Origin of the sequence: Limnohabitans parvus II-B4, from assembly GCF_003063455.1 — a bacterium.
GTDB lineage: Bacteria > Pseudomonadota > Gammaproteobacteria > Burkholderiales > Burkholderiaceae_C > Limnohabitans_A > Limnohabitans_A parvus.
In genome coordinates this window covers 180,906-201,960 of the sequence record NZ_NESN01000003.1, presented here as the reverse complement: position 1 = coordinate 201,960, position 21,055 = coordinate 180,906, and the positions used below count along the sequence as shown (strand labels likewise).

The 21,055-nt window shown below is 58.4% G+C and carries 22 protein-coding genes; 12 read left to right on the top strand and 10 right to left on the bottom strand.

Annotated features, from left to right (window positions below; all coding sequences use genetic code 11):
* Positions 1-33: 33 nt before the first annotated feature.
* The 3 genes from kwaA (at position 34) to B9Z37_RS09410 (ending at position 3,610) form a co-directional block, all read left to right on the top strand.
* Positions 34-636, top strand: a complete 603-nt coding sequence (gene kwaA, locus B9Z37_RS09420; RefSeq protein ID WP_108312772.1) for an anti-phage protein KwaA — start codon at positions 34-36, stop codon at positions 634-636.
* Positions 608-1,546, top strand: coding sequence for an anti-phage protein KwaB (gene kwaB / locus B9Z37_RS09415; RefSeq protein WP_108312771.1), 939 nt, complete (start codon positions 608-610; stop codon positions 1,544-1,546). Before kwaA ends, kwaB begins: the two co-directional genes overlap by 29 nt.
* Before the next feature lie 99 nt (positions 1,547-1,645).
* Entirely contained in the window at positions 1,646-3,610 is a 1,965-nt protein-coding gene (locus tag B9Z37_RS09410; protein ID WP_108312770.1) for an ATP-binding protein, read from the top strand.
* 92 nt (positions 3,611-3,702) lie between these two features.
* On the opposite strand, the gene B9Z37_RS09405 is transcribed toward B9Z37_RS09410, so the two are convergent.
* Complete coding sequence (locus B9Z37_RS09405) at positions 3,703-5,742, bottom strand: AAA domain-containing protein (RefSeq protein ID WP_108312769.1); 2,040 nt, start codon at positions 5,740-5,742, stop codon at positions 3,703-3,705.
* Positions 5,743-5,848: 106 nt separating this feature from the next.
* On the opposite strand from B9Z37_RS09405, the gene B9Z37_RS09400 reads away from it, so the two are divergent.
* A complete protein-coding gene (locus B9Z37_RS09400) occupies positions 5,849-6,103 on the top strand; it encodes an AbrB/MazE/SpoVT family DNA-binding domain-containing protein (protein ID WP_108312768.1) in 255 nt (84 codons plus the stop codon).
* Positions 6,097-6,417: a type II toxin-antitoxin system PemK/MazF family toxin gene (locus B9Z37_RS09395; protein ID WP_108312767.1), complete on the top strand. Its 321-nt coding sequence runs from the start codon at positions 6,097-6,099 to the stop codon at positions 6,415-6,417. The genes B9Z37_RS09400 and B9Z37_RS09395 overlap by 7 nt, the downstream gene beginning before the upstream one ends.
* A 43-nt stretch (positions 6,418-6,460) precedes the next feature.
* On the opposite strand, the gene B9Z37_RS09390 is transcribed toward B9Z37_RS09395, so the two are convergent.
* The gene (locus B9Z37_RS09390) at positions 6,461-6,901 is read right to left on the bottom strand and encodes a PACE efflux transporter (RefSeq protein WP_108312766.1); all 441 of its coding nucleotides are present in this window, start codon (positions 6,899-6,901) and stop codon (positions 6,461-6,463) included.
* Between the two features lie 275 nt (positions 6,902-7,176).
* On the opposite strand from B9Z37_RS09390, the gene B9Z37_RS09385 reads away from it, so the two are divergent.
* Positions 7,177-7,506, top strand: a complete 330-nt coding sequence (locus B9Z37_RS09385) for a type II toxin-antitoxin system RelE/ParE family toxin (RefSeq protein WP_108312765.1) — start codon at positions 7,177-7,179, stop codon at positions 7,504-7,506.
* The gene (locus B9Z37_RS09380) at positions 7,503-7,814 is read left to right on the top strand and encodes an addiction module antidote protein (RefSeq protein WP_108312764.1); all 312 of its coding nucleotides are present in this window, start codon (positions 7,503-7,505) and stop codon (positions 7,812-7,814) included. Before B9Z37_RS09385 ends, B9Z37_RS09380 begins: the two co-directional genes overlap by 4 nt.
* A 6-nt stretch (positions 7,815-7,820) precedes the next feature.
* On the opposite strand, the gene queF is transcribed toward B9Z37_RS09380, so the two are convergent.
* Positions 7,821-8,666 carry an NADPH-dependent 7-cyano-7-deazaguanine reductase QueF gene (gene queF / locus B9Z37_RS09375; protein ID WP_108312763.1) on the bottom strand — a complete coding sequence of 282 codons (846 nt, stop codon included), beginning with the start codon at positions 8,664-8,666 and terminating at the stop codon, positions 7,821-7,823.
* Positions 8,667-8,668: 2 nt separating this feature from the next.
* Positions 8,669-9,445, bottom strand: a complete 777-nt coding sequence (yaaA, locus tag B9Z37_RS09370) for a peroxide stress protein YaaA (protein WP_108312762.1) — start codon at positions 9,443-9,445, stop codon at positions 8,669-8,671.
* Here yaaA and B9Z37_RS09365 point away from each other — a divergent pair.
* The 3 genes from B9Z37_RS09365 (at position 9,444) to B9Z37_RS09355 (ending at position 12,637) form a co-directional block, all read left to right on the top strand.
* A complete protein-coding gene (locus tag B9Z37_RS09365) occupies positions 9,444-10,178 on the top strand; it encodes a pseudouridine synthase (protein ID WP_108312761.1) in 735 nt (244 codons plus the stop codon). The genes yaaA and B9Z37_RS09365 overlap by 2 nt on opposite strands.
* A 336-nt stretch (positions 10,179-10,514) precedes the next feature.
* Positions 10,515-11,636, top strand: a complete 1,122-nt coding sequence (locus tag B9Z37_RS09360) for an NADH:flavin oxidoreductase/NADH oxidase (protein ID WP_108312760.1) — start codon at positions 10,515-10,517, stop codon at positions 11,634-11,636.
* A gap of 29 nt (positions 11,637-11,665) precedes the next feature.
* On the top strand, positions 11,666-12,637 hold the full coding sequence (locus B9Z37_RS09355; RefSeq protein ID WP_108312759.1) for a Bug family tripartite tricarboxylate transporter substrate binding protein: 972 nt from the start codon (positions 11,666-11,668) through the stop codon (positions 12,635-12,637).
* Positions 12,638-12,709: 72 nt separating this feature from the next.
* Here B9Z37_RS09355 and B9Z37_RS09350 read toward each other — a convergent pair whose 3' ends face one another.
* The 3 genes from B9Z37_RS09350 to B9Z37_RS09340 form a co-directional block, all read right to left on the bottom strand.
* Positions 12,710-13,300 (bottom strand): DUF3501 family protein, encoded by a 591-nt coding sequence (locus B9Z37_RS09350; RefSeq protein WP_108312758.1) that lies wholly within the window; start codon positions 13,298-13,300, stop codon positions 12,710-12,712.
* A gap of 11 nt (positions 13,301-13,311) precedes the next feature.
* A complete protein-coding gene (locus B9Z37_RS09345; RefSeq protein WP_108312757.1) occupies positions 13,312-14,661 on the bottom strand; it encodes a (Fe-S)-binding protein in 1,350 nt (449 codons plus the stop codon).
* A 112-nt stretch (positions 14,662-14,773) separates the two neighbouring features.
* A complete protein-coding gene (locus B9Z37_RS09340) occupies positions 14,774-15,196 on the bottom strand; it encodes a rubrerythrin family protein (protein ID WP_019431318.1) in 423 nt (140 codons plus the stop codon).
* A gap of 243 nt (positions 15,197-15,439) precedes the next feature.
* On the opposite strand from B9Z37_RS09340, the gene B9Z37_RS09335 reads away from it, so the two are divergent.
* Positions 15,440-18,439, top strand: coding sequence for a valine--tRNA ligase (locus B9Z37_RS09335; protein ID WP_108312756.1), 3,000 nt, complete (start codon positions 15,440-15,442; stop codon positions 18,437-18,439).
* Between the two features lie 25 nt (positions 18,440-18,464).
* On the top strand, positions 18,465-19,343 hold the full coding sequence (gene galU / locus B9Z37_RS09330) for a UTP--glucose-1-phosphate uridylyltransferase GalU (RefSeq protein WP_108312755.1): 879 nt from the start codon (positions 18,465-18,467) through the stop codon (positions 19,341-19,343).
* Here galU and B9Z37_RS09325 read toward each other — a convergent pair whose 3' ends face one another.
* From B9Z37_RS09325 to cysM, 3 genes are read right to left on the bottom strand one after another with little or no spacing between them, the layout of a single operon-like run.
* Complete coding sequence (locus B9Z37_RS09325) at positions 19,344-19,571, bottom strand: sulfurtransferase TusA family protein (RefSeq protein ID WP_205872583.1); 228 nt, start codon at positions 19,569-19,571, stop codon at positions 19,344-19,346.
* A complete protein-coding gene (locus tag B9Z37_RS09320; protein ID WP_108312753.1) occupies positions 19,571-20,128 on the bottom strand; it encodes an NUDIX hydrolase in 558 nt (185 codons plus the stop codon). The genes B9Z37_RS09325 and B9Z37_RS09320 overlap by 1 nt, the downstream gene beginning before the upstream one ends.
* A 14-nt stretch (positions 20,129-20,142) precedes the next feature.
* Complete coding sequence (gene cysM / locus B9Z37_RS09315) at positions 20,143-21,045, bottom strand: cysteine synthase CysM (RefSeq protein ID WP_108312752.1); 903 nt, start codon at positions 21,043-21,045, stop codon at positions 20,143-20,145.
* Positions 21,046-21,055: the final 10 nt, after the last annotated feature.

Sequence of the window (21,055 nt, the reverse complement as noted above, 5' to 3'; positions counted from 1 at the left end):
CACGGGGGAGTTATGAGGACTAGTAGTGCCCACATGCGCCAGCCCATCAAAGTCGGGATGTATTTGCTCTCGCTGTGGCTGCTGTTCGTGCTTATCTTCGTCAACAAGGTGTCTATTGAGATATGCCTCGACTGCAAGCTTGCAAACAGATTGGAGTTGATTGAAATCCTCAAGGCGAACGTTTTGCCTTTGATCTGCGCTGGGTTGCTTTTGATCTCGATAGCTTGCTACTTGCGCTTCAGGCACCTCATTGCAGGGGCGCAGGATGGTCCGATGGTCATTGAGTCTATTGAGGACAAAAACGCCGAGCACCTCGTTTTCCTGGCAACTTATGTCGTGCCCCTAGTAGGATTTGGCCTCGACAACGTCCGACAGATGATCAATCTCGGCATCACGCTAGGTCTTCTCGGCGCCTTATATGTCCGGACCAATCTCTTCTATGCGAACCCTACGCTGGCCCTGCTTGGTTTTCGCATCTTCAATGTCACGTTCAAGGACGGCCCTGCCGTACTCATTGCAAACACTGGTCTTGAAAAAGATGATGCGGTCAACGTGCTCAAGCTGGACAGGAATATCTACTTTGCAACGTTAGCGATAAAGGTTTCTCGTGAAGACAGTCAAAGAACTAGGAAATAGTCTCGAGGAAATTCTCGGTGAGGGCTTGAACATCAGGGTGTACTTGGGCGTCGGGAGACATCCCGAGCGCGTGTACCTGCGGGCCAATGTCTCGCCGGAGGATGCTGCCATCCTCTGCAAGCAGTTCGTGAGTGGCCTGCGTAACTACTTCAATACCAAGGATCTCGAGACCTTAGAGCTATCTCGACTTGATGAGCGCGCGAACGCCCTTTATGCCTACGATCTAGAAGAGCAACCCCAGGAGTTCGGAGCCATCCGGGATCTGCATGAGGGCAAAGAGCCAGCGCTTTTTACCTTTCAGAATCGTGCGATCTCCGACGTCAAGTCGCTGGTAGTGAAGGTCTCCTCTTCAACAGCTTCGGCTACCTTTTACAAGCAGGTCTTCCCATTCTCTGTGGTACGACGCGAGCAGATCCTCCTCAGCTGGCGCACGGATCGTTTCGAAGTCCTCAATGAAGATGTTCTGAAGATTTTGCCCGGCTTCGATGTGATGCTGATGGACGATGAGTTCTACATTTCCAGCCTCCCACACTTCGAGAAAGACTTTTCATTTGAGCGAATTGCCAAGAAGGCTATGGAAGGCGTGGTGCAGACAGTTGTCGAGATGGATTTGGTCAACGATGCCAAAGGCTATTTGAGCAATCTCGATTTGCCCAAAAAACATGTCCTGCGGGCTAAGCACAGCCCGGTATTCCAAATGCAGTCCCAAGCCATCATCGCCTTCGTCGAAAACCACCCAACTTACGGACTGCACGTCGTTGACGGAAAGATTCAACTGAGCTCGAGGAACAGTGTGCGGTACCTGTTCAAGCTCCTGAACGAGGACATCTTGAAATCTGAGTTGACAGAAACGGTTTACGACTCACGAGCGAAAGACCTCTTCGTGCCGACAGAGGAAGCAGCGGGATAGTTCAGTTCTGAGCACTCTTGGTAAGGCGGAAAAGGTTTTCGCAGCCTTCAACGCTTTTCTTTACTGATCAGGGAAGCAGAAACAACATAGGGGAATGGCATGGCAAAACCGAAACGAAAACAGGAAGGGTTCACAGGATCCCTTTTCGAAGAAAACTATCTGGTTCGCACGCTTGGACGTATCGCCCAAGATTCCGAGATCGCACTGACAGAGCTCGTTGCCAATGCGTGGGATGCAGGTGCGTCCCTTGTTGACTTGACGATCCCACCGGTCAACGCACTAGTCCTGACAATCGAAGACGATGGTCATGGCATGACTCCCGCGCAGTTCAAAGGCCGCTGGATGAAGCTCGGCTATGACCGCGTCAAGCATCAAAGCGCGATTGTTGAGTTTCCTCCCGCGCGCAAGGGCTGGCGTCGCAAAGCATATGGCCGCAATGGCGTGGGTCGGCATGGGCTGCTGTGCTTCGCCGATCAGTATTCGGTCGAGACTTGGCGCGATGACAAGGGCACGAGTTTCGACATCGGCACCAATAGCGAGGAGAACCCCTTCAAAATTGAGAGGGAGGGCTCGTTCATCCGGAATGGTCACGGGACTAGAGTCTCCGTCATAGTGGAGCGGCACTTGCCCGATCCAGATCGGATAAGGGAAATCCTCGCGGCGCGTTTCATCCACGACCCCCAATTTGTGGTTCGCGTCAATGGTATTTCTGTTGCCTTGGCGGATCAGTCCGGCCTCATTGAGCGGATGGACCTAGAAATCGAAGGGTGCCAGTCTGCTGAGGCCTATGTAGTCGATTCAACGCGGACCGCCAAATCCACTATCTATCAGGGCATCGCCTTCTGGGTGAATGGGCGTTTGGTCGGCTCTCCAAGTTGGGTAGTCGGCACTGAGGCCGTCATCGATGGCCGCGCGAGATTCGCCAAGCGCTACTCAATCGTGATAAAAGCTGACGACTGGCTTACTGAGATCGAACAGGACTGGGTCCGTTTCAAAAGCAGCCCCAAGGTTGATGCCTTATTCGAAGCATCTCGCGGATATGCCCGCAAAGTTTTCTCCCAGCTCTCGGTGACTTTGGTCGAGGAAAGCTCAGAAGAAGCCTTGATAAAGAATCGCGAGGATTTCAAGGGGCTATCTCCGTTGGGACGGGCTGAAGTGGCCAGTTTCGCCCGCGACCTCGTGAAAGCAACGCCAACCGTTTCGCAGGATTTCCTTACTGCAGCAGTCCAAGCCGTCATCAACTTGGAGAAGGCGCGCGGTGGCACGAGGCTGCTTGAGAAGCTCACCAAGCTCGGCGAGTCCGACATTGACGGGCTCGATAGGTTGCTGAGCCAATGGACCGTGCGCGATGCGCTAGCGGTGCTGGATGAGATCGACCAGCGGCTGGCAGTGATCGCGGCCATTGAGAAACTGTCCGGGGACGAAACTGCTGACGAGCTCCACACGCTTCATCCGCTTGTGACACAGGCGCGTTGGCTCTTCGGTCCTGAGTTCGACAGCAGCGAATACTCATCCAACGTGAGCTTGAAGACTGCGGCCGAGAAGATTTTCAACAAGCGTGTATCCAGCGAGTCGTTTATCAATGCCAAGCAGCGCCCAGACATCATGGTCCTCGGCGATGCAACATGCTCAATCGTAGGTACCGAAGGGTTCGATGCCGCAGATCCAACGTTGACGCGCATCCAAAGTGTTTTGATCATTGAACTAAAACGGGGCCGCTTCGCTATTGGCCGCGAGGAAATGAATCAAGCGGACGGTTACGTCCAAGACTTTCTAGGAAGTGGAGCGTTGGACGGCACGCCAATGTTTCGTGCTTTCGTCGTCGGCCACGAAATCGCGCCCAAGACCATACGCGAAAAGGAGCTGATGGAGGAGAAGGTGCTAAGGGGCCGCGTTCAAGCAGTCTCCTATGGGCAACTCACCCGCTCGGCGCACCAGCGGCTATTCAGATTGAAGGAACGCATTCCAGCCCGCTACGAGGATGTCTCCGGCGCAGACTTGTCCGCCAAGGTCATGCAGACAGCATCTCAGTCACTGCTCTCGCTCGCTTCTCCTTCAATTTAATTTTCTAATTCGCCGCCAGAGCTCAAGCTCTGCTTCCCGCAGGCCGTGGGGACCAAAAATCCGCGTGTCCTATTCGCCGCGATGGCCATGATTCAAATCTGTTTGCCCACCTCATGGGCTGTACGGTAGCCCCCCACCCCCTTCACATAAGCCAACAACTCCCCAAAAAACGGATGCCTGCAAAGCGTGGACGAATCGCCCACCAGCAGCAGCTTGCGCCGTGCGCGGGTCATGCCCACGTTCATGCGGCGGATGTCCGACAGGAAGCCGATCTCGCCTTGGGGGTTGCTGCGTGTCAAGGTGATGGCAATGATGTCGCGCTCTTGGCCCTGAAACGAATCGACGGTGCCCACGCTGAGCCTGCGTTGCAGCAGCAAATCGTTCAGCACGGCACTGTCTTCGATGGCGTCTTTCAAATAGTTGATTTGGGCGCGGTAAGGCGCGATCACGCCAATGGTCAGCGGGCGTTGGTCTGGGTCGGTGGGTTCGCCTGGTTCCGACAGTTTGGCCAGCAGCTGCGCCAGGCGCTCCAGCAGCAAGTGCGCTTCTTCGGGGTTGGCGGTTGACCGGCTTTCGGGGATGGCCAGTTCTTGATAGCCACAGCCCGCCGTGTCGATGAATTCCACAGGCAATTCGGGTGCAAAGCGCGGGTCATTAAAGCGTGGGTCATAGGCGGCCAAGTCGGCATGGCGCACGATGGGGTGCGGTACCAGTTGGCCGCCATAAAACTTCTGTGAGCTGAAGCCCATGATCTGCTCGTGCATGCGGTATTGCACCTTCAGCATGCGGGCCGTGCCCGGTTGGCGCTGGATGCACTTTTCAAACAAGGTTTCGCGCAGGCCTTCGCGGGCGGCTTTTTCGCTTTTCACAGTGGGTGGCAGCTGGTGGTGGTCGCCCGCCAACACCAGGCGCTGGCTCTTGGCAATCGGAATCCAACAACCCGGCTCCAAGGCCTGGGCGGCTTCGTCAATGAAGACGGTCTCAAAGCTCAGGTGGCGAATGTGGCGGTGGCTGGCGCCCACCAGCGTGCAGGTGATGACCTGCACCGATTCGAGCACGTCTTCGGTCATGAAGCGTTCCAAATCATCGGCGGCTTGGCGCAGCGTGCGTGCTTCATCCTTCAGCCATTGGCGGCGCTGTCGCTCTTCAAAACCAAAGTTACGCACACGTTCGCTGGCAGCTTCGCGGTGCTGTTCAGCGGTTTGGCGCATCGCGTGCATCTTGGCGTAGCTGGCGTGGGCCATCACCCCGGCATCCAGCGTGTGCTTGAGCAGCAAGTCCGACACGCGACTGGGGTTGCCCAAGCGGATCACATTCACACCGCGCTCGGCCAATTTTTCGGTCAGCAGGTCTACGGCGGTGTTCGAGGGGGCGCACACCAGCACGCGCCGCTCGCGCCGGATGGTTTCCAAAATGGCTTGCACCAGCGTGGTGGTTTTGCCCGTGCCGGGCGGGCCGTGGATGATGGCCACGTCTTGCGCCGTGACCACATGGCGCACAGCGGCCAGCTGCGAGTCGTTGAGCGCACTGGGGTAAAACAGGTCGTCGGCTTGGGGCTCGCGAAAAGTTGCCTGCCGGGCGCCCAGCAGCACGTCGCGCAGTTCGGCCAAGCGGTTGCCGTGTGCGGCAATGACCGCGCTCAGGGCCTGGTTCATCTCGCGGTAGCTGATCTCGTCAAAGGTCAGGTCAATGCCCAGCGTGCTGCCGTTGAGGGTGCTGCCGTCCCGCACCCAGTCGGGCAGCGCTTCTTTGGTGGTGGAGAGCACCAGCTTGTTACGCCGCACGCGGGTCACCACGCCACTCACCACAGGCCGGTCTGGCCCCGAGTAGCCGGGCGCACTGCTGAACAGCGCAGCAGCCGCCCCCACCTGAAACAAATGCAGGTCTTGCCGATGCGCCGGGCGCTCCAGCTCCAGCACCACCTTGCCGCCAAAGCCAATGTCTTCTTGGGTGATGGTGACGGGGTACCAAGTCAGGCCACGCCGACGGCGCTCTTTGATGCTGGCACTGGCGTTTTTGAGCTTGAACTGCGCCTGGTCTTCCTGTTGCTCAAGGTGCATGAGCGCACGCACATGGCGTAACTCGTGTTCAACAGACAGATGTGCAGTGGGGGTGGTGTCTTGGTCGGCCAAAGGTGCTGGGACTTTTTCGTCACAATGATGTGGTCACATTGTTACAACTTTGGGTCTTGCCCATCCACTCAGCATGGATTAACATTGTTGCAACTGGAGGATTATCATGGAAATTGCCATTCGAAACATCGGCAACAGCAAAGGCGTGGTGTTGCCTAAGCCGTTTCTGGCCCAGGTTGGGCTGGACGGACAGGCCACAGCCACCATCGAAGTGGAAAACGGTTCCATCGTCTTGCGAAAGCCTGCCAAGTCCGTGCGTGCTGGCTGGGCAGAGGCTGCTGCAGCCGTGTCCGCCAAAGGTGGTGATGCGCTTTTAATGGGTGAGTTCGGCAACTTGGACGACGAGGAGTTGGGCTGGTGAAGCGCGGCGACATTTGGCTGGTGAACCTGGACCCGACCGTGGGCAGCGAAATTAAGAAGTCGCGGCCCTGCGTTGTGATGTCACCGGCAGAGTTGAATGACAACCTGCGAACCGTGATGGTGGCGCCCATGACCTCAAAGGGTTTTGCCGCGCCGTTCCGGGTGCCTGTGACCCATGCTGGCACCAAGGGCTTGATCGTGCTGGATCAGCTTCGGACGGTTGACAAGGTGCGCTTGGTCAAGCGACTGGGCGCTGTGTCCGCCAAGACGTTGACGGCAGCGCTGATCACACTGCAGGAAGTGTTTGCGGAGTAAGAAGGCAAAAGCCCTTGGGCTTTTCTGGCCGCAGCGAACAGGATCAGCCCTGTTTGACATCGCCCGCCTGGGCAGAAGCGGGCAATCCGAAGACCCGGTCGAAGCACCAGGTGAAGGCGATGGCATAGAAGAAAAAGAACGCCAGCAAGCCCAAGTTGGCCAGCAAGGCAGTGGTGAGTGAAATGCCCAGCCACAGCGCCATGACGGGCAAAAGAATGATGACCAGCCCGCCCTCAAAACCCGCCCCGTGGGCCAGCCGCCTGACAAAGGAGCGGCCACGCACCGATTGGCGCGACTCCCAGCGCTCAAAGAGCCAGTTAAAGACGTAGTTCCACGTCAGCGCAATGCTCGACAACACAACCGCCAGGCCCAAGGTAGAGGTGGGCGACTTGTCAAAGGCCACGCTCAGCACGGGCCCGACCACGGCGATGGCAATGGCCTCGTACAAAAGGGCCTGGAGAACGCGGCGGCGGGTGGGGGTCATGTTGGGAATGGGGTGGGATGGCCAGCAAGTAAAGAGCACTAGCAGGCACGGTTGTCAGAAGTTAACACGTCATGCTCGTCAGGCCGAAAGAAGCCATATCGTCTATTGATTTTTTAATAAATACTTTATGACTCACAAATCACTCGCGCCGCTAAACTTGCAGAGATCAAAACGCTTATGGGGTTAATTGTGGAAGCACCTTCGTGCCATTTGATTTTTTGGGCTGCCGACCTGCCATGTGATGCGGTCGAATTGTCTTGTAACTTATAATTCACATGTTTGAAGTTCGAGATTACCTGACCGCACATGGCGAAGACCCTTATGCACTGTGGTTGATGTCACTGGCGGATCGACAAGCCAGGGCCCGAATTTTGATTCGGGTTGGCCGAATAGCCAGCGGCAATTTTGGCGATGTGAAACCGGTTGGTGAAGGCGTTTGGGAAGCCCGAATTGATTGGGGGCCGGGGTACAGGATTTACTACGCACAGGCCGGACAGCGCTTGATCTTGCTGTTGGTCGGTGGTGACAAGCGTAAACAGCAAGCGGACATTGAAAAAGCCCACCGTTACTGGCTGGACTGGCAACACAGGAGAAAGCTCAAATGACCATCATGACCAGCCGCCCGCATGACGAAGCCGTTGTGGAGATGCTCAAAGCCGATCCTGAGTTTGCCAACGAGTACCTCGCGGTTGCACTGGATCAAGCGGATCAACCCGGCGGGCAACAAGCACTGCTGGCAGCTTTGCGGCACATTGCTGAGGCGCAAGGCATGTCAGCGGTGGCCGAGAGAGCGGGCATGCCTCGCGAAAGCCTGTACCGAGCACTCAGTCCACGCGGCAATCCCACACTCAAAACCTGGTTGGCTGTGTTGAACGCCACCGGACTGCACTTGTCGGTGGTGCGGCCCCACTGACTTGATTCACTGCCGAGCCGTGCGCACATTGGGCGGCAACTTGCCCGGGGCGCTGGTGCGCCAGGGGTTGATGTCCAGTCCGCCGCGCCGGGTGTAGCGGGCGTAGACCGTCAGCTGGGTGGGTTTGCAGCGCGTCCAGATGTCCATGAAGATGCGCTCGACGCATTGCTCATGGAATTCATTGTGGTTGCGAAAACTCACGATGTATTGCAGCAGACCCGCTTGGTCGATTTGCGGGCCGCTGTAAGTAATTTGCACGCTGCCCCAGTCGGGCTGGCCTGTGACCAAGCAATTGCTTTTGAGCAGGTGGCTGACCAAAGTTTCGCTCACAGGCAGTTCTTCGGCATTGGCGCTGAGCAGCTCCGGTGCAGGCTGGTAGCGCGTGCACTCGATGTCCATGCGGTCCAGGTTCAAGCCGTCGAGCTCGTGCACGGGCTCGGCGTCAAAGTGTTCCTGCAGCAGCAGCTTCACGCCCACGCTGGCCTGCACCACGCCACCATGCCAGATGGCCGCGCTGATGTCGCGGCGGATCATGTCGCGCACCACTTCGGCACTCTCCAGCTGCGTGTTGTTGAAGCTGTTCAGATACAGCTTGAAGGACTTGCTCTCCACAATGTGCGTGCTTTCGGCAGGCACGGTGATGTGCGCCAGCGCCACCTGTGGCTTGCCTTTGGTATTGAGCCAGGACAGCTCAAACGCGGTCCACAAATCGGCCCCAAAAAACACGGGTTGCCCGGTGACACCGATCTCGGCGCGTTTGGTGGCGCGGGGAATCGGGAACAGCAAGCTGGCGTCGTACTGGTCGACATAGGCGCTGGATTTGCCCAGTTGGGATTGTTCTGGGGAGTTCATGCTCATGCTTGCACCTTTCTGCGGAACACCAAACGGTCAGGCTCGGACACTTGCGGGTCGTAGGCGTAGCCTTCCAGATCAAAACCCAGCAGCCCTTCTGGGTGGGTGATTTTGTTTTGGATGGCGAATCGCGCCATCAAGCCCCGCGCCCGCTTGGCGTTGAAGCTGATGATTTTGTATTTGCCGCCCTTGAAGTCTTCAAACACACACTCGATCACGCGGGCCTTGAGGGTTTTGCGGTCCACCGACTTGAAATACTCTTGCGAGGCCAGGTTCACGATGACCGGGGTTTTGTCTTTGGCCAGCTGGGCGTTCAGGTAGTCGGCAATTTGCGGCCCCCAAAACTTGTACAGGTTGCTGCCCTTGTCGGTTTGCAGTGTGGTGCCCATTTCCAGGCGGTAGGGCTGCATCCAGTCCAGCGGGCGCAACACGCCGTACAGGCCACTCAAAATGCCCACATGGGTTTGAGCCCAGTCCAGGTCTTTGGCGCTCAGGGTCTTGGCGTCCAGACCTTCGTACACGTCGCCATTGAAGGCCAGCACGGCCTGCTTGGCATTCTTGGCGGTGAACTTGGGCGTCCAGGCTTCGTAGCGGGCCACGTTCAGGGCCGACAGCGCGTCCGACAAGTCCATCAATTCGGCGATTTGCTGGGGCGACTTTTGGCGCAGCACCTCAATGAGGGCCTGCGATTGCGGCACGAACTGTGGCAGCGTGTGGGGCACGCCCGCTGCGGGGGTTTCGTAGTCCAAAGATTTGGCGGGTGACAATAAGAACAACATGCTCGACATCCTTTACCTGGACGATTATCTCGCCATCGTGCACAAGCCTGCGGGCTGGCTGGTGCATCGCACCCCGCTGGACAGGGGTGAAACCCGCTTTGTGCTGCAAACCCTGCGCGACCAGATCGGGCGGCACGTCTGGCCCGTGCACCGTCTGGACAAGGGCACAAGCGGCGTGCTGCTGTTTGCGCTGAGCGCCGAGGTGGCCCGCACGCTGGGGCAAGCCTTTGAAACGGGTGAGGGTCTGCACAAGACTTACCGCGCCATCGTGCGGGGATGGCCTTTGCCAGAAGGCCTGATCGACCACCCCTTGAAGCGCATGCCCGACGACATGCGCCTTGAACGTGAAGAAATCCAGTCCGCCCAGACGCGCTATGAAACGCTGCGGCGAGGCGAGCTGCCCATTGCGCAGGGGAACTTTGACAGCCTGCGCTGGGCCGAGGTGCAGCTGCAACCCCTAACGGGCCGCCGCCACCAACTGCGACGCCACATGAAGCACATCGCCCACCCGATCATCGGCGACGCCACCCACGGCAAAGGCCCGCTCAATCGGGCGGTGGCCGACTTGCTCGGGCTGCAGCGGCTGTGGTTGCATGCGGCAAGTTTAGAACTGCCCCACCCGGTCAGCGGTGAGTTGCTGCGACTGGAATCGCCTATGCCGAGCGAGTGGGGGCTTTGGGATGCTTTTGCGACTGACGGCATGTCATCCCGCGCTTGCCCACCTCAAACGTGATCCCGGGGGGACAGGTCATCCCGGGCTTGACCCGGGATCCATCCCCGCATGGCCATCCGTCCTGTGCAAAAGACCAATACATGGACCCCGGATCAAGTCCGGGGTGACAGAGGGTATGGATCAAGTCTGGGGTGACAGAGGGTATGGATCAAGTCTGGGGTGACAGAGGGTATGGATCAAATCCGAGGTGACAAGCGTGTGCATCAAATCCCGGATCGCACAGGCAAGTCATCACTGTCACACAACGGATAAGCATCCTCGCGATTTTCCATAAGATCCGGGGCTCAGCACGCCATCGCGTGCCAAGCCAAAAAACGACACCCACTACAAGCCCCCATGAGCCTGCTCTTCACACCCTTCACCTTCAACGCGCCCTCTGGCCCGCTCACCTTGCCAAACCGCATCGTGGTGGCACCCATGTGCCAGTACTCGGCCGACCACGGCAAGGCCACCGACTGGCACCTGACGCACTGGACCAACATGCTCAACAGCGGCGCGGGCTTGTTCACCATCGAGGCCACCGCCGTGTCGGCCGTGGGCCGCATCAGCCCCGGTTGTTTGGGCCTGTGGGACGACGCGACGCAGGCAGCGCTGGCCGACAAACTGCACCGCGCCCGACGCCAAGCCCCCGCCATGCCCGTGTGCATCCAGATCAGCCACGCAGGCCGCAAGGCTTCGAGCGCCGCCCCCTGGGACGGCGGCATGTTGATCGCACCCGAAAACGGCGGCTGGCAGACCGTGGCGCCCAGCGCCCTGCCGCACTTGCCCCAAGAAGCCGCGCCCACCGAACTGAGTCTGGCCGACATCGCGCAAATCAAGGCCGACTTTGTGAACACCGCCCGGCGTAGCCACGAGCTGGGCATCGAAGCGGTAGAGCTGCACGCCGCGCACGGCTATTTGCTGCACCAGTTTTTGTCGCCCATTTCCAACCAGCGCACCGACCAATACGGCGGTTCGTTTGAAAACCGCATTCGCTTTCCGATGGAAGTGTTTAAAGCCGTGCGCGAAGCCTTTGGCGGCACGCTGGGCATGCGCATCTCGGGCACCGACTGGGTGGATGGTGGCTGGAGGATCGAAGAAACTGCTCAGCTGTCCGTCCTGCTCAAACAAGCCGGGGCGCAGTTCGTGCACATCTCGTCGGGCGGCGTGTCGCCCTTGCAAAAAATCACCCTGGGCCCCGAGTACCAAGTGCACCTGGCCAAAGCAGTCAAGGAAGCATCGGCCCTGACCACCATCGCCGTGGGCCTGATCACCGAGCCCGCCCAAGCCGAAGCCGTGCTGCAGCGTGGCGACGCCGACTTGGTGGCGCTGGCCCGCAGCTTTTTGTACAAGCCGCGCTGGGGCTGGGAAGCGGCGGTGGCCTTGGGCGGCACCGTTGATGCGCAACACCAGTACTGGCGCAGCTTGCCCCGCGAAGCCAAAAACATTTTCAACGACGCCAAGATTGGCATGCGCTGATTTTCACCCCCCAAAAAAGAGAGAGACAAATGAACACCCGACGTCAATTTTCCAAACTGCTGGCTGTGGCCAGCCTGTGCGCTCCCTTGGCCCTGATGGCGCAAGCCTTCCCCAGCAAGCCCATCACCTTGGTCGTGCCCGTGCCACCCGGCGGCTTGGTCGACACCTCGGCCCGCCTGATCTCTGAGCCGCTGGGCCGCTTGATCGGCCAGTCCATCGTGGTGGAAAACAAGGGCGGCGCGAGTGGCAACCTGGCCTACCAGCAAGTGGCTCGCGCCCCCAAAGATGGCCACACGCTGCTGGTGTCGTACTCGGGTTACCACGTTGCCAACCCGATCCTGATGACCAAGCTGCCTTGGGAGCTGAAAGACCTGACGCCCGTGGGCCTGATCACCGTGGCCACCAACGTGGTGGCGGTGCACCCCTCGGTGCCCGCCAACAACATGAAGGAGTTTATTGCCTACGCCAAACAAAACCCCGGCAAGCTGAACTACGCCTCGCAAGGCAATGGCTCGGTCTCGCACATCGGCACCGAAATCTTCAAACAGCAAACCGGCGTGAACCTAGTGCATGTGCCCTACAAAGGCTCGGGCCAAGCCATTGCGGACGTGTTGGGCGGCCAGGTGCAGGTGTTCATGACCACACCGCCTTCGGTGATGCAACACATCCAGGGCGGCAAGCTCAAGGCCTTGGCTGTCACGGGCAAAAAACGCCACGCAGGCATGCCCCAAGTGCCCACCATGGCCGAAGCCGGTTACCCCAACTTTGACCTCGAGTCGTGGGTGGCTTTGTACGCCCCAGCGGGCACACCACCTGCCGTGGTGACCCAATTGGCCGATGCCGTGAAGCGCAGCCTGGACTTGCCCGAGAGCAAACAACGCGCCGATGCTGCTGGCATTGAAGTGCGCTTTGTCGCCCCCACCGAGATGACCAAAATTTTGGACCGCGACATCGCCGACTGGACGCAAGCCATCAAGGCCGCCAACATCAAGCTGGACTGAGCACCAAACGTTCAAAAGCCGGAGTGGGCCTTGCGGCCTGCTCCGGCTTTTTTGTGGGCTGAACGCAGTCGTTTACTTGAGATCGCCCGCCAAACTGGCCAGGGTGTCAGCAGCGATATCGAGGTGAGAGGGGTAGTGGGTATGGTCACAACCCATCTTGACGCCAGCGCCCGCCTTCACGGCCGCGCACATGACGGGGGTGAGTTCAAAGCGCAAAAAGTGCACAGCTGAGGTTTTTTCTTCGGTCTCGCGGTCCAGGTCTTCGTCGGCAATGGCGTACACGCGGGCATGGCCTTCGACCTCCACAAACATGCGGTCTTCCACGCCGATCAATTTGGCCAGCTCGCGCTTGCGCTCGTGGATGTCGGTGTACTCGATCATCATGGTGCCCTTCCAATTGCTGCCGTCCGGCACCAGCGGGGCATAGGCCTCGATCTCTTGCAGGATGCCCTCTTCTTCGAAGACTTTTTCGATGCGCAGCATCTCCTGAATTTGGTAGCGGATGGTGGTTTCGCTCTCAAACTGCACGTTGATGTGTTCACCCAACTGCACGCTGCGCAGCTTGCGGTGGGCGATCACCTCGGGCTTGCGGACCTTGCGCCACTTGGTGTACGCCTCCAAAGACATCAGGGTCTCGGGCGTGATTTTTCCGGTCAGTTGCATGGCGGTTTTCCTTATTTGAGACCGTAGGCTTTGCGCACCAGGGTCAAGGGGTGGTTCAGTTCGGGGGCACCCAAACCGTTGACCTCAAAGCCTTGGGCAATGTGGTGGCCGCCCAGCGGGCAGTCGGAGCTGATGAAGTCGGGCTTGGAGCCATCTTTCATGGTGGCCATGGCCTTGAACACGGGTTTTCCGATTTTCATGGCCATGTCGTGCGAGCCTTTTTTGACGCCGTAGGTGCCCGCGTGGCCCGAGCATCGCTCAATGGTATTGATCTCGGTGTCCGGGATCATCTTGAGCATTTCTTCGGTTTTTTTGCCGATGTTCTGCACCCGGCCGTGGCAAGGAATTTGGTAGCTCACATTGCCCAAGGCTTGAGGAAATTCGGTCTTGAGCAAGCCATCGCGCTTGCGGGCCATGAAGTACTCAAACGGGTCCCACATGGCTTCTTTGACCAACTGGGTGTCGGTGCAATCGGGGAACATCAACGGAATTTCTTGCTTGAACATCAAGGCGCAGCTGGGCACCGCCGCCATGATGGCAAAGCCGTCTTTGGCGTATTGGGCCAGCACCGGGATATTGGCTTCTTTGGATTGCTTGACCGAGTCCAGGTCGCCGAGCTCGAGCTTAGGCATACCGCAGCACTTTTCTTTCTCGACCAGCACATAAGGGATGTCGTTGTGGTCAAGGATCTTCAGCAGATCATGGCCGATGCCGGGCTCGTTGTAGTTGATGTAGCAAGTGGAAAAGATCGCCACTTTGCCGGGTGTTTTCTCGCCGTCCACCTCTTTGGACGCCTTTGCATCCGGGGCACTGGAGCGGAATTTTTGAGTCGCCAAAGCAGGCAACCAGGCGTTTTTGTCCACGCCCGCCACGCTTTCCAGGATGCTGCGCGCAGTTTCGGTTTTGTTGATGGCGTTGACCGCCTGCACCACGATCGGGATGCCGGCAAACGAACCATGAACGTCAGTGGAAGCCAAAAACTTTTCGGCCGTGCCGACTTCGCCTTTTTTGAATTTGATGGCTTTGGCCCGCAGCATGGTATGCGGAAAGTCGAGGTTCCACGCGTGGGGCGGGGTGTAGGGGCATTTGGTCATGTAGCACAGGTCGCACATGTAGCACTGGTCCACCACTTTCCAGTAGTCCTTTTTGTCGACGCCATCGACTTCCATGGTGCTGCTTTCATCGACCAGATCAAACAAGGTAGGAAAAGCACCGCACAAACTCACGCAGCGTCGGCAGCCATGGCAAATGTCAAAAATACGCTCTAACTCGTCCAGGCACTTGTCTTCGTTGTAGAAGTCAGGGTTTTGCCAGTCCAGGGCGTGCCGGGTGGGGGCTTCGAGGTTGCCTTCTTTGGCCATGGTGTGCTCCTGTTAACAGCCTGTTTTTTGGGGGGCTTATCTGAAAATTCAAGGCAACAAACTTTGAGATAAACCCGCTGCACAATGCAGCGGGTGCAGGACTGACCGAGGATCAATCCACCAATTCGTTCAAGGCTTTTTGATACCGATTGGCGTGTGAGCGCTCTGCCTTGGCCAGCGTCTCAAACCAATCAGCCACTTCATCGAAACCTTCTTCGCGGGCGGTTTTGGCCATGCCCGGGTACATGTCGGTGTACTCGTGGGTTTCGCCCGCCACGGCCGAAGCCAGGTTTTGACGGGTCGAGCCAATGGGCAGCCCCGTGGCCGGGTCGCCGGATTGCTCCAAAAACTCCAGGTGACCGTGGGCGTGACCTGTCTCGCCTTCTGCGGTAGAGCGGAACAGAGCTGCTACATCGTTCTGACCTTCAATGTCTGCCTTGTTCGCGAAGTACAAATAGCGCCGATTGGCCTGGGATTCGCCAGCGAAGGCGTCTTTCAGGCACTGCTCCGTCCGTGAGCCTTTGAGTGCAGCCATGGTGATCTCCTAAATGGATTTAGAAATTTGAATGCTCTGACAGGATCGCCAGAGGAACTCAGATTACTCTCAGACCCGAGCCAGTGCCCAATCAATTGAACCAATCACGAAAATTGAGCAAAGCAATCAGGCCGGACTTGACCCATCGCAAGCTGCCGCCTAGGTAAAATGCCTTTTTTGGACTGAGAACGTCCTGCGCGGCATCTGCTGAGGTGCCGTTTTTCTTTTTAAGAAGCCCCAGCCATGAGCAACGCGCCTGTCACTCCCGTGAACCAACCCGGCCTTGAGAGCCTGTCCAAATCGTTTGAGCCCGCAGCACTGGAAGCCCATTGGGGCCCCGAATGGGAAAAGCGCGGTTATGGCGTGGCCGGCTTCCGTGGCACCCAAGCGGCCAAAGACGGCGCACCAGCGTTCGCCATCCAGCTGCCCCCGCCCAACGTGACCGGCACCCTGCACATGGGCCACGCGTTCAACCAGACCATCATGGACTCGTTGACCCGCTACCACCGCATGTCGGGTTTCAACACCGCATGGATTCCCGGCACCGACCACGCGGGCATCGCCACCCAAATCGTGGTGGAGCGCCAGCTGCAAGCCAAAGGCATCAGCCGCCACGACATGGGCCCCACACCTGCCGAAGCCCGCAAGAACTTTGTAAGCAAGGTTTGGGAGTGGAAAGAAGAGTCCGGCAGCACCATCACCAGCCAGATGCGCCGCATGGGCGACAGCGTGGACTGGAGTCGCGAATACTTCACGATGGACCCCAAACTGTCCAAGACCGTGACCGAAACCTTTGTGCAGCTGTATGAGCAAGGCCTGATCTACCGTGGCAAACGCTTGGTGAACTGGGACCCGGTGCTGCAAAGCGCGGTGTCCGATCTGGAAGTGGAAAGCGCCGAAGAAGACGGCTCGATGTGGCACATCCGTTATGACTTGGCCGATGGCAGCGGTTCATTGACCGTCGCCACCACCCGCCCCGAAACCCTGCTGGGTGACGTGGCCGTGATGGTGCACCCCGAAGACGAGCGCTACAAACACCTGATTGGCCAACAGGTCAACCTTCCACTCTGCGGCCGCACCATCCCCGTGATTGCAGACGACTACGTGGACAAGGACTTTGGCACCGGCGTGGTGAAGGTCACGCCCGCGCACGACACCAACGACTACCAAGTCGGCCAGCGCCACAAGCTGGAGATGATCTGCGTGCTGAACTTGGACGCGACCATCAACAACAATGCACCCGAGAAATACCGCGGCCTCGACCGCTTTGTGGCCCGCAAGGCCGTGGTGGCCGACCTCGAAGCTGCAGGCGCTTTGGTGGAAGTGAAGAAACACAAACTCATGGTGCCGCGTTGCGCCCGCACTGGTCAGGTGATTGAGCCCATGCTGACCGACCAGTGGTTTGTGGCCATGAACCAAGTCGGCCAAGGCGACGCCACCGGCAAGAGCATTGCCCAAAAAGCCATTGACGCGGTGCAATCTGGCGAAGTGAGCTTTGTGCCCGAGAACTGGGTCAACACCTACAACCAGTGGATGAACAACATCACCGACTGGTGCATCTCGCGCCAGCTGTGGTGGGGTCATCAGATTCCGGCTTGGTACGACGAAGACGGCAAAGTGTACGTGGCCCGCAACGAAGCTGAGGCGCAAGCACAAGCTGACAAGTTATCCCCCGGCAAAACACTCAAGCGCGACGAAGACGTGCTGGACACTTGGTACTCCAGCGCCTTGGTCCCATTCTCAACAATGGGTTGGCCCAACACCGCAGCTGGCGAGCGTGCCGGGCTCGGACGCAGCGACATTGCGAGCGAAGCGAGTGGGAGCAAGGCCGAGACCGGTGCGATCGCCAGCGGAACCAACGATTACGACCTCTACCTCCCCAGCAGCGTCCTGGTGACCGGCTACGACATCATCTTCTTCTGGGTCGCCCGGATGATCATGATGACCACCCACTTCACCGGCAAAGTGCCTTTCAAACACGTCTACATCCACGGCCTGGTGCTCGATGCCCAAGGCAAGAAGATGAGCAAGTCTGAAGGCAACGTGCTTGACCCGGTGGATTTGATTGATGGCATCACGCTCGAGCCCCTGCTGGACAAACGCACCCAAGGCCTGCGCAAGCCCGAGACCGCACCCAAGGTGCGCAAGCAAACCGAAAAAGAATTCCCCGAAGGCATCCCGGCCTACGGCGCAGACGCCCTGCGTTTCACCTTTGCGGCACTCGCATCATTGGGCCGCAGCATCAACTTTGACTCCAAGCGCTGCGAAGGCTATCGCAACTTCTGCAACAAACTGTGGAATGCCACCCGCTTTGTGCTGATGAACTGCGAAGGCCAAGACTGCGGACTGAAAGAGCACACCAAGGCTGAATGCGAAGTGGGCGGACCTGCTCATGGCTACATGTCTTTCAGCCAGGCCGACCGCTGGATCAGCTCACACCTGCAACGCGTCGAGGCCGATGTGGCCAAAGGCTTTGCCGAGTACCGCTTGGACAACGTGGCCAACACGATCTATGACTTTGTCTGGAACGAGTTCTGCGACTGGTACCTCGAAATCGCCAAGGTGCAGATCAACATCGGCAACGATGCGCAAAAACGCGCCACCCGCCGCACCCTGATCCGTACGCTGGAAACCATCATGCGTTTGGCGCACCCCATCATCCCCTTCATCACCGAAGAGCTTTGGCAAAAAGTGTCGGTGGTGGCGGGCCGTCCGGGCGAGTCGGTCAGCATCGCGGCCTACCCGGTGAGCCAGCCCGAACGCATCGACTTGGCTGCCGAAGCCCATGTGGCCAAACTCAAAACCCTGGTGGACGCTTGCCGCAACCTGCGCGGCGAGATGAACGTCTCACCCGCCACGCGCATGCCCCTGTATGTGCTGGGTGACACGGCCTTCATGCAAAGCGTGGCACCGGTGTTGCAGTCGCTGGCCAAGCTGAGCGAAGTCAAGGTGTTTGACACCGAAGCCGAATGGATCGCAGCCGCACAAGCGGCCCCCGTGGCCGTGGTGGGCGAAGCGCGTTTGTGCCTGTTCATCGAAGTGGATGCAGCCGCAGAAAAAATTCGCTTGACCAAAGAAGCTGCACGCTTGGAAGGTGAAATCACCAAGGCCAACGCCAAACTCGGCAATGAGGCGTTTGTCTCCAAAGCCCCACAAGCCGTGCTCGACGAAACCAAAAAGCGTGTGGCCGACTTCGGCGCCACACTCGACAAAATTCGCCAACAACTGCAACGCTTGGGCTGATGCAGCCCTCACCCTCGGAGACACCATGAGCCACAACGTCATTCGCAAAGCCGTGTTCCCTGTGGCCGGTTTGGGCACACGCTTTTTGCCAGCGACCAAAGCTGCGCCCAAAGAGATGCTGCCGGTGGTCGACAAGCCGCTGATCCAGTACGCGGTGGAGGAAGCCTACGCGGCGGGCGTGCGGCACATGATCTTTGTGACGGGCCGCAGCAAACGTGCTATCGAAGACCACTTTGACACCGCCTACGAACTCGAAAGCGAACTCGAAGCGGCCCACAAAGACGAATTGCTGGCCTTGGTGCGCTCAGTGCAGCCCGACGACATGGTGTGCGCTTATGTGCGGCAAAACCGCATGCTGGGCTTGGGTCACGCCGTGCTCTGCGCCGAGCCCCTGGTGGGCAATGAACCGTTTGCTGTGCTGTTGGCCGATGACCTGATGGTCAACTCGGGCCCTTCCATCCTGTCCCAGATGGTCGAGGCCTACACCAAGCAAGGCCGCTCAGTGCTGGCGGTGCAAGAAGTGCCACTTGACCAAGTCAAGCGCTACGGCATCGTGGCTGGTGAGCCCGCTGGCCGCCAATTGATACGCGTCGAACAAATCGTCGAGAAACCCAGCCCAGACAAAGCCCCTTCGCGCATGGGCGTGGCCGGTCGCTACATCTTGACGCCAGGTATTTTTGACGAGATCCGCAACCAGCCCACAGGCGTGGGCGGCGAAATCCAACTCACCGATGCGATTGCCCGCCTGTTGCAACGTGAGGCGGTTTATGCCTTTCAGTACCAAGGCAAGCGCTACGATTGCGGCAGCAAGGAAGGCTTCTTGGAAGCCACGGTAGAGCTGGCCCTGCAACACCCCCAAGTGGGTGCTTCGTTCCGCGACTACCTCAAGGGACTGAGCCTCTGATCAGCGTCGCTTGAGGCCAAAGACAAAACTGGTTTCGGTCTTTTCCTGCAAAACCAAATCATTGCCGGTCTGGCGTGCAAACGCTTCAAAATCCCGCCAAGCGCCGGGATCGGTGGCGATGACCTTGAGCACCTGTCCGCTGCTCATCTCGTTCAAAGCCTTCTTGGCTTTCAAAATGGGCAGAGGGCAGTTCAGGCCGCTGGTGTCTATTTCCTTGTCGATGTGCATCATGTGTCCTGATTTGATTCTTGGCTTTGCGCGGCACGCTCTTCCCACGACATGAACTTCGGCTCAATGCCGATGGTGCGTAACCAGTCGCCCAAGGCGTAGCCAGTGCCCGCAGGCCAGCAAATCAAGTCTTTGAAATCGAACATCTTGTACTCGGCCAACTCAGGCGACAAACGCACCTCGCCTTCGGCTACCGCATGGTAGGCAATGATCACTTGGTTCATGCGCTGGAAGTCGTAGACGCCAATCAACTTGAGGGCTGACACCTTCAGATTGGTTTCTTCGGCAATCTCGCGCGTGATGCCTTCTTCAGGTGTTTCGCCCGCCTCCATGAAGCCGGTGATCAGCGCAAAACGCCGGCCAGGCCATGCGGCATTGCGGGCCAACAAGATCTGATCGCCCACTTGCACAATCCCCGCCAGCACGGGCGTGGGGTTGTTCCAGTGGGTGAAGTCGCAGGCGGTGCAACGCAGGCGCATGACTTCGCCTCCGTCTTCCATCTGGGTTTGCCAAGCCAAAGGGGTGGCGCATTGCGGGCAAAAACGAAATTCAGCCATGGGGCATCCTGGGTTCAGGCGGGGAACACGCCTGTGGACAAGTAACGATCACCGCGATCGCACACGATGAACACAATGGTGGCGTTTTGCACGGTTTTCGCAATCTCCTGCGCGACCCAACAAGCGCCCGCGGCAGATATGCCCGCAAAAATACCTTCGCTGCGGGCCATTTGACGGCAAGTTTCCTCGGCATCGTTCTGGCTCACATAAACCAATTCGTCCACGCCCGCAGGGTCGTAAATCTTGGGCAAATACTCTTGCGGCCACTTTCGGATGCCCGGAATGCGCGAACCTTCGCTGGGCTGCGCCCCAATGATGCGGATCGCCGGGTTCTTTTCTTTCAAAAACCGTGACACACCCGTGATGGTGCCTGTGGTTCCCATGGCGCTCACAAAATGGGTGATGCGCCCGCCGGTCTGCTCCCAAATTTCGGGGCCGGTGGTCTCGTAATGGATGCGCGGGTTATCGGCATTGGAAAACTGGTCCAGAATGCGCCCCTTGCCTTGCGCTGCCATGTTGTCAGCCAAGTCACGGGCATATTCCATACCGCCGCTCTTGGGCGTGAGGATCAGCTCAGCGCCAAAGGCCTTCATGGTCTGCGCACGCTCGATCGACAGGTCCTCGGGCATGATCAAAATCATGCGGTAACCCTTGATGGCAGCCGCCATGGCCAGAGCAATGCCGGTGTTGCCCGAGGTGGCCTCGATCAGGGTGTCGCCGGGTTTGATCTCGCCGCGCTCTTCGGCCCGGCGAATCATCGACAAAGCTGGGCGATCCTTGACAGAGCCCGCCGGGTTGTTGCCCTCCAGCTTGCCCAAAATCACGTTCTGCCGAGCGGCCCGATCCGTGGCGGCCAACCTCTGCAAAGCCACCAAAGGTGTTTTACCGATTGCATCTTCAATAGTTGGATAAATCATCCCAATAATG